This window comes from Clostridium sp. OM02-18AC, assembly GCF_003481825.1.
Lineage (GTDB): Bacteria > Bacillota > Clostridia > Lachnospirales > Lachnospiraceae > Brotaphodocola.
This window is the reverse complement of record NZ_QULW01000006.1, coordinates 76,824-90,616: the sequence shown is the minus strand read 5'-3', so window position 1 is coordinate 90,616 and position 13,793 is coordinate 76,824. Positions and strand designations below refer to the sequence as shown.

11 protein-coding genes are annotated in these 13,793 nt (G+C 47.5%); 10 read left to right on the top strand and 1 reads right to left on the bottom strand.

Features of this window, described 5'->3' with window-relative positions; genetic code table 11:
• The first annotated feature begins 19 nt into the window (after nt 1–19).
• The 8 genes from DXB18_RS05995 to DXB18_RS05960 all read left to right on the top strand — a co-directional run bounded on the left by DXB18_RS05995 (nt 20) and on the right by DXB18_RS05960 (nt 8,740).
• Nucleotides 20–1,096: a tripartite tricarboxylate transporter substrate binding protein gene (locus DXB18_RS05995; RefSeq protein ID WP_147355225.1), complete on the top strand. Its 1,077-nt coding sequence runs from the start codon at nt 20–22 to the stop codon at nt 1,094–1,096.
• A 155-nt stretch (nt 1,097–1,251) separates the two neighbouring features.
• Complete coding sequence (locus DXB18_RS05990) at nt 1,252–1,746, top strand: tripartite tricarboxylate transporter TctB family protein (protein WP_118706548.1); 495 nt, start codon at nt 1,252–1,254, stop codon at nt 1,744–1,746.
• A gap of 13 nt (nt 1,747–1,759) precedes the next feature.
• Nucleotides 1,760–3,280, top strand: coding sequence for a tripartite tricarboxylate transporter permease (locus DXB18_RS05985; protein WP_118540201.1), 1,521 nt, complete (start codon nt 1,760–1,762; stop codon nt 3,278–3,280).
• Between the two features lie 31 nt (nt 3,281–3,311).
• A complete protein-coding gene (locus DXB18_RS05980) occupies nt 3,312–4,043 on the top strand; it encodes an RraA family protein (protein WP_243103209.1) in 732 nt (243 codons plus the stop codon).
• 331 nt (nt 4,044–4,374) lie between these two features.
• A complete protein-coding gene (gene garR / locus DXB18_RS05975) occupies nt 4,375–5,259 on the top strand; it encodes a 2-hydroxy-3-oxopropionate reductase (protein WP_118540200.1) in 885 nt (294 codons plus the stop codon).
• A gap of 117 nt (nt 5,260–5,376) precedes the next feature.
• Complete coding sequence (locus DXB18_RS05970; RefSeq protein ID WP_118540199.1) at nt 5,377–6,276, top strand: dihydrodipicolinate synthase family protein; 900 nt, start codon at nt 5,377–5,379, stop codon at nt 6,274–6,276.
• A 122-nt stretch (nt 6,277–6,398) separates the two neighbouring features.
• The gene (locus DXB18_RS05965; protein ID WP_118540198.1) at nt 6,399–7,535 is read left to right on the top strand and encodes a glycerate kinase; all 1,137 of its coding nucleotides are present in this window, start codon (nt 6,399–6,401) and stop codon (nt 7,533–7,535) included.
• 227 nt (nt 7,536–7,762) lie between these two features.
• Nucleotides 7,763–8,740: an AEC family transporter gene (locus DXB18_RS05960; protein WP_118540197.1), complete on the top strand. Its 978-nt coding sequence runs from the start codon at nt 7,763–7,765 to the stop codon at nt 8,738–8,740.
• A 45-nt stretch (nt 8,741–8,785) separates the two neighbouring features.
• Here the strand turns inward: DXB18_RS05960 and DXB18_RS05955 are convergent, their stop codons facing one another.
• Nucleotides 8,786–9,715 (bottom strand): LysR family transcriptional regulator, encoded by a 930-nt coding sequence (locus DXB18_RS05955; RefSeq protein WP_118706546.1) that lies wholly within the window; start codon nt 9,713–9,715, stop codon nt 8,786–8,788.
• A 248-nt stretch (nt 9,716–9,963) separates the two neighbouring features.
• On the opposite strand from DXB18_RS05955, the gene DXB18_RS05950 reads away from it, so the two are divergent.
• The gene (locus tag DXB18_RS05950) at nt 9,964–10,455 is read left to right on the top strand and encodes a TRAP transporter small permease (protein WP_118706544.1); all 492 of its coding nucleotides are present in this window, start codon (nt 9,964–9,966) and stop codon (nt 10,453–10,455) included.
• Complete coding sequence (gene dctP, locus DXB18_RS16850; RefSeq protein WP_347560857.1) at nt 10,456–13,782, top strand: TRAP transporter substrate-binding protein DctP; 3,327 nt, start codon at nt 10,456–10,458, stop codon at nt 13,780–13,782.
• The last annotated feature ends 11 nt before the right edge of the window (nt 13,783–13,793 follow it).

The window sequence follows — 13,793 nt, the reverse complement described above, 5'->3', positions numbered from 1 at the left end:
TACCAATGGAGGTAATGTTATGAAAAAGAAAATCGCAAGCGTAGTACTTGGAACAGCAATGGCAGCATCCATGCTGGCTGGCTGTGGTTCTTCCCAGAAAGCAGCAGAGACCACTGCAGCACCGGCAGCAGAGAGCACCGAGGCAGCAGCAGAGACCAAAGCTGAGGAAGCTTCTGAGGCAGGATCTGAGGCAGCAGCATCCGACTATGAATTCAAAGATACCATCACCCTGATCTGCCCGGTTAAGGCAGGCGGTGATACCGATAGAAACACCCGTCTTCTTGCTCAGTACATGCAGAAATATGCAGGCGTTAACGTTGTTGTCAAGAACGTAGACGGCGGTGCAACCGTAATGGGCATGCAGGAGTGCTTAGACGCAAAACCAGACGGAAATACCCTGGTTGTAAACGGAACCGATATGTTCGTACCGTATATGCAGGGCAGCTCCGAGATCAACATTGACAGTTTCAAGACCGTTGCAATCCCGTTAATCGATAACACCACCGTACTTGCAGTAAACAAGAACTCCGGCTGGAATACCCTTGAGGATTTACTCAAAGCATCCCAGGCAGCTCCGGACAGCATTGAGTATGGCGGAAAGATCGGTGCTTCCAACCAGATCTGCGGCATCGCTATGAACAAAGAGTGGAATGCAGGCCTGAAATTCGTAGATGTTGGAAACAACGCAGCAAAGATGACTGCACTGCTTGGTGAGCAGACCGACGTGATCAACATTTCTTACGCACTGGCAACCGATTACTTCAGCACCGGCGAGTTCATTCCGCTGTGTCTGTTAGGTTCTGAGAAGAACGAACTGCTTCCGGATGTTCCAATGGCATCTGATTACGGTTTAGCTGACCTTGATTTCAGCAAGTTCTTCTGGGTTGGTACCAGTCCTGACGTTCCGGATGAGACTGTAGATGCTCTTGCAGATGTAATCGAGAAGGTTTGCGAGGATCCAGAGTTCGTTTCTACCGTAGAAGGTTACTACCTGACTGTAAACTTCATGAAGGGCAAAGAGGCTCAGGATTTTGCAAACGGCATGTATGAGAACGGACTTCTTCCGTACAAGGATGCGTTCCTGGCTCAGCAGTAATCCGTAATTAAAATGAGGGAGGGGCGATAGAAACGATATTGCCCCTCTTATTCTTTCATTGCAGATCGGGAAGCAGCTTATGGTGCATCCAGTTTGCTATGAGGTAGGTATAGTAAGAACATGCAGCGCATGTTCGGTGATTTAGGAGGAGAACCATGAAAGAAAAGCACAATGATGTCTGCTCATCTGTAGTATTCTTCCTGTTTGGCGTATTTATTTTCGTAGGATCCTACTGGATCCCGGCAACTACATCAGATATTCTCGGTTCCAGATTTTTCCCGAGAGCAGTAGCGATCCTGATCGGAATCCTGTCTCTGATGCAGTTTGTAAGTGCGCTGGGTGAACTCAAACAGATGAAGGCAGCCGGAGTAAAAGAAGAAAAAGAAGAGAAAAAGCTGAATAAACCGTTTATCCTGACGACCGTTGCGCTGTTTGCATACTATCTTCTGGTACTCGGCATCGGCTTCACTCTTACATCTATTTTATATCTGCTCTTTGAAGGCGTCGTACTGATGAGAAAAGACGAAGTAAAAGACAAGAAGAAAATGATCATTCTGGTACTGGTAGCTGTTATCGTTCCGGTATTCTTAAATACTGTATTCTGGAATGTCTTCAGCATCAAGCTCCCAGAGGGCACATTATTCTACTAGAGGAGGAGCAGTCATGGAGTTATTACAAGGATTTGTGTCAATTATGAATCCGGTTACACTGGCACTAATCATTGGCGGTGTATTTGGTGGACTGGTTATCGGTGCGCTGCCTGGATTATCTGCGTTTACCGCATTGGCGATCATGCTTCCATTTACATTCGGAATGGAGCCGGTAAATGGTATTTCTTTCCTGATGGCAGTTTACGTAGGCGGATGTTCCGGCGGTCTGATTTCCGCAATCTTACTTGGAATCCCGGGAACCCCGTCTTCTATTGCAACCTGTTTTGATGGTTATCCGATGGCTCAGAAGGGCGAGGCAAAGAAAGCGCTGGGAACAGCGGTGCTTTTTTCCTTCATTGGTGGTATTTTTGGCGCACTGGTATTATCCTTTGTCGGACCATACATTGCGCGTGTAGCATTAAAGTTCAGTTCTTACGACTATTTTGCAATCATCCTGTTTGCTTTGACTACGGTATCTGCCCTGTCTGAGGGAAGTATGACAAAAGGCCTGTTGTCCTGCCTTATGGGTATCGCCCTCGGCTTTGTTGGTACAGACAGCTTAAGCTCTTACTACCGTTATACCTTTGGTATTAACAAGCTGGCAAACGGCTTCAGCCTGGTACCGGTTCTGATCGGACTGTTCGCAGTATCCCAGATCATGATGACTGCAAAGAACAAGAAAGATACTGCAGATGTTGCTGCAGGTGGTGCAGCAGATGAGATGGTTGTTCAGAAGAAAGTGAAAGGCTTTGGTATTTCGGTCAAAGAATTCTTTTTCCACTTAAAGACTGCGATCCCATGTGCACTGATCGGACTTGTTATTGGTATTCTTCCAGGTCTGGGCGGAAATGTAAGTAACCTGATGGCATATTCTTATGCAAAGAAAACATCTAAATATCCAGAAAAATTCGGTACTGGTGTTGTAGATGGCGTCGTAGCATCTGAGACCGCAAATAACGCAACCGTCGGTGGTGCAATCATCATTCTGCTGACGCTTGGTATCCCTGGCGATAATGCAACTTCTGTCATTCTGGCTGGTTTCCAGATGCATGACGTGGTTCCGGGACCGCTTCTGTTTAAGACGAGTGGTGCATTGGTATATGCAATCCTTGCAACCTTTATCGTTGCGAATATTGCATTCTTCTTAATTGAGTACTTTGGGCTTCCGCTGTTTACCAAGATGCTGTCCATTCCGTCTACCCTGCTTCTTCCGGTTGTTATCGTATGCTGCTTCGTAGGTTCCTACTGCGCAAACAACAACGTACTGGATATCTTCATCATGGTACTGTTTGGTGTACTTGGTTACATTTTAAAGAAACATAAATATCCGCTGGCTCCGCTGGTTGTTGGATTCATTCTTGCCCCTTCACTGGAGACCTATTTAAGAAGATCTCTGATGAAGACCGATGGAAGTTTCCTGCCGATCATCCAGTCTCCAATTGCAGCATTCTTCCTGATTTGTACCGTGATCGCTGTTGCTTATACTGCATATGGTACTTACAAGAAAGCGAAAGCAGAAAAAGCTGCAGCATAATTTGTGTTTGATTTCGAAAGGGGAATAGAAGATGGAACGGGAAAAGCTGACTGTGGAAGAAGAAATCAAAATCATGAAAGAACTGGAGGCGTTTGATACGCCGACAATCACAAATGTGGTGGCAACCTATCCGGCTATGAATTCCTGCCTGGGCTTATACAATCCACAGCAGGCAAACTGGTATACGGACAACCACTTAAGATGCCTTTATCCGGAATTGGGAGCACGGTGTGGATATGCGGTAACCGCCGTGTATGGCATGGTAGATCCGGCATTCAAACGTCTGGAATTTAAGGATATTCTGCTGGGAATCGCAGAAGCAGAGGGACCGGTCATTCTTCTTTTGAAAGAAAATTTCTCAGAAAAAATGAAATCCCGGAATGCCCTGATCGGAGGTAATATGATGACCGCCTTCAAACAGCTTGGTGTGGTAGGCGTCATCGGGGATGCTCCGGCGAGAGATATTGACGAGATGCGTCCGATGAAAGTCCAGTGTATGTTCCCTGGTACGGTAGCGGGGCACGGAACAGCGGCGATTGAAGCCGTGAATGTTCCGGTGAGCATGTGCGGTATGGATGTGGCACCTCTGGAAGTTGTCCATATGGATGAAAGCGGTGCGGTAAAATTTCCACGAAAATATCTGAAAGAAGTATTGGAAAATGCCAGGAGACTTCGTAAGTTCGATGATGAACGCATGGCAAAGATGCGCCAGACAACAGATCCCATGGAACTTGCAGACATCATGAAAGGAATTTATAAATAGGAAGAAAGACGTAAAATAGAAGGGAACCGGATCAATGCTGCAAAGTGAGAAAAAACCTCGCTCTGACAAGAAAATCTTTGCAAGAAAGCATTTATGAACCTAAAAAGAAATAAAAATGAAATCAAGAGAAATGATAATGCAATAAAAATGAAAAAATATCACATTTGCCTCATTTTTGAATTCGGATTTGGATATTCTGCCTATTGTTTGGCGGAACCGGTTTGATTATAATTCAGACATAAGCTGACAGAAAGAAATGCGAAAGCACGAATCCTGTCAGGGAAACCAAATGATGTTTTACTTTTTTATTTAAGAAAGAGAGGAATTCAAAATGAAAATTGGATTTATCGGATTAGGTATCATGGGAAGACCGATGGCAAAGAACCTGGTTAAAGCAGGTCACGAGCTGGTTGTTTTCGATTTCAATAAAGAAGCTGTAGCAGACCTGGTATCCTGCGGCGCAACCGCAGCTGAGAGCAACAAGGACCTGGCATCCCAGGTTGACGTTGTTATCACCATGGTTCCGAACTCCCCGCACGTAAGAGCAGCAATTCTGGGCGAGAACGGTGTTGTTGAGGGCGCTAAAGAGGGTCTTGTTGTTATCGACATGAGCTCCATCGACCCAACTGAGAGCAAGGCAATCGGTGCTGAGCTGGCTAAGCACGGCATTGATATGCTTGACTGCCCGGTATCCGGTGGTGAGCCGAAGGCAATCGACGGTACCCTTTCCGTTATGTGCGGCGGTAAGAAAGAGCTGTTCGACAAGTACTATGACATGCTGATGGTTATGGCTGGTTCCGTAGTTTACGTTGGTGACCTTGGTTCCGGTAACGTAGCTAAGCTGGCTAACCAGATGGTAGTAGCTATCAACATCGCAGCTGTAGCTGAGGCTCTGACCTTCGCTAAGAAAGCTGGCACCGATCCTGAGTTAGTATACCAGGCAATCCGCGGTGGTCTGGCTGGTTCTACCGTTATGGATGCTAAGGCTCCGATGATGCTGGCTGGCAACTACAAGCCGGGCTTCCGTATCGAGCTTCACATCAAAGACCTGAACAACGCTCTGAACGCAGCTCATGCAATCAGCTCTCCGGCTCCGTTAACCGCTGAGATGATGGAGATCATGCAGTTCTTAAGATCTGAGGGATGCGACAAAGAGGATCACTCCAGCATCGTTAAGTACTACGAGAAGATTTCTGGTACCAGCATCGTTAAATAATAAGCTTTACCAGATAAAATAATTTAAAATAAAGTCATCATGCACTGCTGCTTACGGGTTCGTGGGCAGCAGTGTGTCAGATAAGGCGTCAATTCAGAACGCTGGAAGGAGATAGGTATGAATACAGAGTTTATTAAGGGCGTAGTTGTCCCGATGATCACCCCGATCGACAAAGATGAGCTGATCGACGAAGCTGCAATCCGCAGCCAGGTTGATTACGTAATCGATGGCGGCGTTAGCGGAATCCTGTTATTCGGCAGCAACGGCGAGTTCTACGTAGTAGAAGAAGACGAGATGGAGAGAGGCTTAAAGATCGTTGTAGATCAGGCAGCTGGACGTGTTCCGGTATACTTCGGTATCGGTGCAATCAGCACCAAGAAGTGCATCCGTCTTGCAAAGATGGCAGTAGCAAACGGCGCAGCAAGCGTTTCTGTTCTGCAGCCAATGTTCTTAAAGCCAACTGAGACCGAGCTGTTTACTCACTTCAAAGCAATCGCTGACGCTATTCCGGAGACTCCGGTACTGCTGTACAACAACCCGGGACGTGTAGGCTACACCCTGTCTGCAAACCTGGTTGAGAGACTGGCTCATGAAGTTCCGAACATCGTAGGTATGAAGGATACCAGCGGTGATATCACCCAGACTTCTGAGTTCATCCGCAGAAACAGAGACGTTGACTTCAAGGTATTCGGCGGAAAAGATACCCTGCTTTACGCTTCCATGTGCCACGGCGCAGTTGGTGGTGTATGTACCGCAGCAAACTTCATGCCGGAACTGATCACTGACGTATACAACAAGTACGTTGCAGGCGATCTTCAGGGTTCTCTTGAGGCTCAGTTCAAATTAAACCCGGTACGTCTGTCCATGGACGGCGCAAGCTTCCCGGTAGCAGCAAAGGATATGGCTAACTTACGCGGCCGTAACATCGGTCTTCCGTATACCCCGAACCTGGCTACTCCGGAGGGACCGGTATTAGACAAGATCAAAGCTGAGATGACCAAGGCTGGTCTGCTTTAATTTCTAACTGAATACCAATTACGGCATTGACGATGGACCGGCGATTCTTCTGGAATGCCGGTCCATTTTCTGTTATAATAAAACCAACCATATCATCAATTCCATTTATATAAGGAGGATTTATGAAATTACTGTTTGCTTCCGATTCCTTCAAAGGAACATTATCTTCTGACCAGATCATCAAACTGTTAAATGAGTCTGCACAGCGTGTATTCCCGGGCTGTGAGACAGTAGGCGTGCCGATCGCAGATGGCGGTGAGGGTACCGTAGATGCAGTTATCGCTGTAACCAAAGGTGATTACCGCAAGGTGAAAGTACACGGCCCGCTCATGGAGGAGACTGAGGCTTCCTACGGTGTATTCCACGGCGATTCCGCTATCATCGAGATGGCAGCAGCTTCCGGTCTTCCGATGGTTCCAACCGATAAGAGAAACCCGTTAAATACCACAACCTATGGTACCGGCGAGCTGATTAAAGACGCTCTGGACAACGGTTACCGTAAGCTTTCCATCGCAATCGGCGGCAGTGCGACCAACGATGGTGGTATGGGTGCTATGCGTGCACTGGGCGTTCGCTTCCTGGATGCGGACGGAAACGAGCTGACTGGCGTTGGTTCCGACCTGGAAAAAGTAGCAGACATCGATATGAGCGGTCTTCATCCGGCAGTAGCTGAGGCAGAGATCACCGTTATGTGTGATGTAAACAACCCGTTAACCGGACCGGATGGCGCAACCTATACCTTCGGTAAGCAGAAGGGCGGTACTCCGGAAATCCTGGATCGTCTGGAAGCAGGCATGAAGAATTATGCAGCAGTGATGCGCGATAAGGGTATGGACGTAGAGAACCAGGCAGGTGCAGGTGCTGCAGGCGGACTTGGCGCAGCTCTGTGCGGTTACTTAAAGGCAAACTTAAAGTCCGGTATCGAGACCGTGCTGGATCTGATCGATTTCGATGGTCTGTTAGAGGGTACCGACCTGGTTGTAACCGGTGAGGGACGTATCGACTGGCAGTCTGCATTCGGTAAGGTACCGAGCGGTGTTGGTATGCGCTGCAAGGCAAAAGGTGTTCCGGCTGTTGCAATCGTAGGCGGTATGGGCAACGGAGCAGAGAAAATTTACGAGTTTGGCGTGGAGAGCATTGTTCCGACCATCAACGGCGCTATGGACATTGAAGAGGCTCTGGAGCGTGCAGAAGAGCTTTACGCAAATGCAGCAGACAGAACTTTCCGTATGATCCGTGTCGGCATGCAGATGAAGTAATTATTTTTAACAGAATAAGTTCAGAATGGCCGCTGTTTCTGCATACACGAACAGCAGCCTGAAAACTGCAAGATTCAGACTTCGAATGGAGGCCGGTCACTTGTTGACCGGCCCTATTTGTGGATATTGGTTGTTTCTGGGTATATATACGTGTACTATGACGCGCTGTTTAGCGCAGGTATGTTTGAACAAGAACAAAATTACAGCAAGGGGAGACAAAAAAGAAAATGGATATCAGTAATTTATGGACCCTGCAGGTCATGATGTTTCTTCTGGTGGCTGCCGGGGCAATTTTAAAAAGTACAGGCATTTTAAAGGATGATGCAAAGGCAATCCTGACCGATCTCGTTTTGTATTTCTTTCTGCCTTGTAATATCATCAATTCCTTCCGGATGGAATTTAATCTGGAAATTTTAAGAAAATTTGCCGTGGTCCTGGCTATTTCTCTGTTGGTACAGCTGGTGTGCTATATCCTCAGCAAAGTGCTTTATAACCATAAACCCAAGGAAGTAAAACGTGTTATGCAGTACTGCACGATCGTTTCCAACTCTGGATTTCTGGGGCTGCCGATCGCACAGGGAATCTATGGCGCAGAAGGCATGATGTATGCATCTATTTTTATCATTCCAATGCGTGTCATGATGTGGTCCGCCGGTATTGCCTGCTTTACCGAGAGCCCGGATATGAAGAGCGTGGTGAAAAAACTGGTCGTTCATCCGTGTATTGTGGCAGTGTATATCGGCCTGGGTCTGATGATCTTTCAGGCACCACTGAATGAGGCATATCAGGCAGTTTTAAATTGTGGAATCCCGGTACTTCCGGATCTGGTGAAGGTGCTTCTGGGTGCTTTGGATAAGGGTGTGCGCTCCGCAGGCGGCTGTACCACGGCGATGACCATGGTGCTGATCGGTATGATGTTCTCTGGCATGTCCTTAAAGAGCATGTTAGACAGCAATACCTTGTTCATGTCTGCGCTGCGTCTGGTCATTCTTCCGGCTATGGTACTGGTTGGCTGCCGCCTGGCGGGCATTGATCCGTTCCTGACCGGGGTCTGCCTCCTGATCACCGGAATGCCGGCGGGAAGTACTTCTGCGATTCTGGCAGCAAAGTATGGCTGTGATTATACCTTCGCAACAAAATGTATTGTGGTATCCACCCTGCTTTCCCTTGTGACAATTCCGGTTTGGGCGATGATCCTGGGGTAAGATGGAAATGATGACTCCGGGGTAAAACAAAAAAGCGTTTCCGGATCAGATGAAGCGTTTCTTTAAAGTTTCTCCATAGCGCTTTGCCAGCCGGATCAGATACCGGTGTGCTTCGCTTAGGCTTGTGTCTTTTCTGCGGGCGAAGCATACCTGCCAGCTTGGACGACCAGGCAGTTTGAACCAGGCGCAGTCTGCACTGTAAGGGCTGTTCAGCATTCTGGAATAGGGAACGATGGTACAGCAGAAGCCCTTGCTTACCAGCTGGATCAGTGCATGGTTCATGGCGGTTTCGATGAGGATCGTTGGTTTATAACCGGCTTCCTGGAACAGCGGATCAATCAGCTGGCGCATGGTGGAGGCACTGAAGATCAGGGAAAATTTGCTGTTCCAAAAACGGGTTAATTCCGTTGTGGCAAGCGGCGTGCCAAATGCATTGGCGCGTGCCGCTTCCGGATGATTTTTCGGAACACCAAGGATCAGTTCTTCCGAAAAGAGTGTGATATATTCCAGGTTGATCCGTTCGGATTCCCGCAGCATGACCAGTCCCAGGTCCAGCTGACCGGACAAAAGCAGTTCATTCTGTTTCGCCACGATTGCCTCCGTCAGGGAAAAAGAAATGCCTGGATAGCGCTGGTTGAAGGAAGTAAAAACGGATGTAAACAAATCGATTCCATGTTCATGAGTAAGCCCCAGGTTGATTTCTCCTGTGGCTTCTTTTTTTAAGTCTCCAAGTTCTGTATAGGTGTTTCGCTTGATCTTTAAAATTTCAATCGCATTTTTTACATAAATCTCGCCTGCTTTGGTCGGACGCAGAAAATGCTTGTTCCGGTCAAAAAGCTGAAGTCCCAGTTCCTTTTCCAGCTTGATCAGCTGCTGGTTTAAACCAGACTGGGAAATAAATAACGATTCTGCGGCCTTTGAGATGCTCTTATTTTCAGCAATCGCGACAATATATTCCAGCTGTCGAAAGTCCATAAAACCCTCCTGTTGGTAAAAATGATCAAAAACATTTGTTGAAAAAGAAAAACAGAACATTGTTTTTGTGAAAAACAATGAAATGGTAAGAAATAAAACTTCTTACCAATAGAAAACAATATAATTTTACTTCTGATTATACCACAGATATAATAAAAACACAGGAAAAACAAAAAGCTTTTTGAAACAATGCGACAATTCGGGACGCCGGATCGTCTGCGCAAAACTTACTACAAGGAGTGGCTATTATGAAACAAATCAAGTGGCTCGAAAAGAATTTTGAGCTCATGATCCTGGCAGTGATGTTGGTTGTTATGAGCTGCCTGTCGTTTGCAAATGTTATCATGCGCTATTGTTTTCACAATGCACTGAGCTGGTCGGATGAGGTATGCTGTTACTGCCTTGCACTGTCTGCCTTTTTTGCATTGCCGTGTGCGGTACGTCTGGGAGTCAGCATCAAGGTAGATACATTTACCACTATGATTCCGAAGTCTGCACAGAAGATTCTCGGACTGATCTGCGATGTGGTTATGGTCGTATTTCTGTGCTGGCTTTTAAAGGGAACATTTGAGATCATCAGCAATGCGGCGCAGGTAAATCAGGCAAGTCCGGCACTGGGAATCCCGATCGCCAATATTTACAGTGCGATGGCATTCGGAATCGCACTTGGAATTGTGCGTTACATTCAGCTGATCTACCGGGTGCTGACCAACAAGACCGATGAAAAGGAGGACAAATAAATGGCAATTGGTTTATTTTTCCTGATTCTGGCGATCCTGCTGGTGGTAGCATTGCCGGTAGGTGGTGTATTTGGACTCATGGCGATGCTTCCAAATCTTTTAAATCCAAGTTTTGCATATGCAGCAGGCGATGTAGCACGTGGTATGTTTGCTGGTTTGAACAGTTTTACCCTGCTTGCTGTGCCACTGTTCATGGTGTCTGGTATGATCATGGCACAGGGTGGTATTTCTGAAAAGTTGTTTAACTTTTTCGGATATTTCATCGGCAACAAGACCGCCGGTTTCCCGTGCGCAGTCATCGTAACCTGTATGTTTTACGCAGCAATTTCCGGTTCTTCACCGGCAACGGTATCTGCAGTTGGTGCCATGACGATTCCATTCCTTGTTGAGATGGGATACGATATGGTCTTTGCTACCTCGATCGTAACAGTAGCGGGTGGTCTGGGCGTAATCATTCCGCCAAGTATTTCGTATATTGTATATGCAGCGGCAGCGAATGCATCACCGTCCAAGCTGTTCATTGCAGGTATCTTCCCAGGACTCTTGATCGGTTTTGCGCTGATGCTGTACAGCTTCTATTACTGCAAAAAGCACGGAGAAGATAAAGAAAAACTTTTAAAGAGCTATAAGGAAATCCGTGCAAAAGGTTTCTGGCCGCTGTTAAAAGAAAGCTTTTTCGCCCTGATGACTCCGGTCATCATTCTGGGTACCATTTATTCCGGTGTCTGCAGCCCGACGGAGTCTGCTGTCATCAGTGTCTTTTACGGATTATTTGTATGTATTTTTGTTTATAAGACCATTACGTTCCGCAACATCGGCAAGGTGTTCATGGAGGGTGCGAAAACCTATGTTAACATCCTGTTTGTAATTGCAGCAGCTTCTGCTTTTGCAAAGTGCCTGACCCTGCTGCGTTACCCGCAGACGATCAGTGAGTCGGTACTGGCGATTTCGGATAACAAGATTGTGATCCTGCTGATCATGAATCTGATCATGCTGGTATGCGGCATGATCATTGACAACATTCCGAACATCATGATCTTAACCCCGATCATGGTTCCGATCGCAACGGCAGCAGGCATCGATCCGGTTCACTTTGGTATCATCATGACCTGTAACCTGGCAATCGGTATGGTAACCCCGCCGATGGGCATCAACCTGTTCGTTGCTTCCGGTATGACGAAGATCCCGATGCTAAAGCTGGCGAAAGCCTGCATGCCATATATCGCGGCGTTCCTCGTTTCGCTGGGACTGATCACCTATATCCCGCAGATTTCCATGGGACTTCCGGGCCTGCTTTCCGGTGAGGAGACGAAGGTGGTCGCAGCAAACAAGAGCGGCAGCGCAGGAGCGGGCAGCACAGACAGCAGTAATTACGGTGCGGATATCCCGGCACTGGATCCGTCTGAAATCGATGGCGAGTATCACTGGACTGCAGCCATGACGGTAGCAGACACGTCCATCAACTATATGATGGTGGATAAGTTCGCAGAACTGGTGAAAGAGAAGTCCGGCGGCAAGATCAGTGTGGATATCTATCCGGGCGGACAGCTTGGAAATACCACGGAGTTCACAGAGGCAGTTATCGGTGGTTCCATCGACATCGGAACCGGAATGACGACTGACCTGGTAGACTTTATCCCGCAGTTTGCGGTATTTGATATGCCGAACCTGTTTGACAACACCGCACAGATGCGTGCAGTGCTGCAGAGCGATTTTGTAGATGTCATCAACAAGTACTGCAATGCAGGCGGTATCCAGATGCTCGGTTACTCCGATGCAGGATTCCGTGTCCTGACAACCAATAAGGAAACCCATTCCCTGGCAGATTTAAAGGGTCAGAAGATCCGTGTTATGACCAATAAGTACCACATTGCGTACTGGAATGCACTGGGCGCAGCAGCGACTCCGATGCAGTTTACGGAAGTATTCATGGGTCTGCAGCAGGGTACGATCGACGGACAGGAAAATCCGTACATGAACATTGTCGGCAACAACGTGCAGGAGGTTCAGAAGTATGTGGTAGAGACCAATCATCTTGGTCATATCATTACGTTCTATATGAACTCTGATCTTTACAATGGTCTGCCGGACAACGTAAGAAGTCTGGTAGATGCCTGTGCAAAGGCAGCAACCGAGTATGGCAATGACCGTGCAGACGAGAGCATCGCGGAGTATAAGAAGACCTGTGAAGATGCAGGATGCGAGATCATCACCCTGGATGATTCCGTACTGGCAGAACTTCGTGAGAAAGCATCTGTTGTATACGATATGGTCCGTGAGGATCTGGGCAATGAAATCGTTGACCAGCTTCTTGCAGCAGTGGATACCGTGAGAGAGACGGTTGTGGATGAGGCAACATTGGCGGATGAGATTACCGCAGTGGACCCGGCTGATATTGACGGAGAGTATCACTGGACTGCAGCCATGACGGTAGCAGACACGTCCATCAACTACATGATGGTTGACAAATTTGCAGAACTGATCAAGGAAAAATCCGGCGGCAAGATCAGCGTGGATATTTATCCTGGTGGCCAGTTAGGAAATACCACCGAGTTTACGGAGGCCGTTATCGGCGGTTCCATTGATATCGGAACTGGAATGACAACGGATCTGGTAGATTTTATTCCGCAGTTTGCAGTATTTGACATGCCGAACCTGTTCGACAATACTGCACAGATGCGTGCGGTACTGCGGGGCGATTTTGTAAATGTTATGAACAAGTACTGCAACGCAGGCGGCATTCAGATGCTGGGCTATTCCGACGCAGGATTCCGTGAGTTGACGACCAACAAAGAAACGCATACGTTAGCAGACTTAAAGGGTCAGAAGATCCGTGTTATGACCAATAAGTACCACATTGCATACTGGAATGCACTGGGCGCAGCGGCAACTCCGATGCAGTTCACGGAAGTATTCATGGGTCTGCAGCAGGGTACGATCGACGGTCAGGAGAACCCGTACATGAACATTGTCGGCAACAACGTGCAGGAGGTTCAGAAGTATGTGGTTGAGACGAACCATTTGGGTCATATCATTACCTTCTATATGAATAAGGACCTGTATGGAAGCCTTCCGGACAATGTGAAGACCCTGGTTGATGAGTGTGCGGCAGCTGCAACCAAGTACGGCAACTCCAAGGCCGATGAGAGCATTAAGAGCTACAAAAAGACCTGTGAAGATGCGGGATGCCAGATTATCACACTGGATGATTCTGTGCTGGCCGAACTTCGCGAAAAGGCAGAGCCGGTTTACGAAATGGTTCGCGATGACCTGGGAGATGAGATTGTAAATCAGCTGTTTGAAGCAATTGATGCAGCGAAAAAATAAGAAAAAGGAGC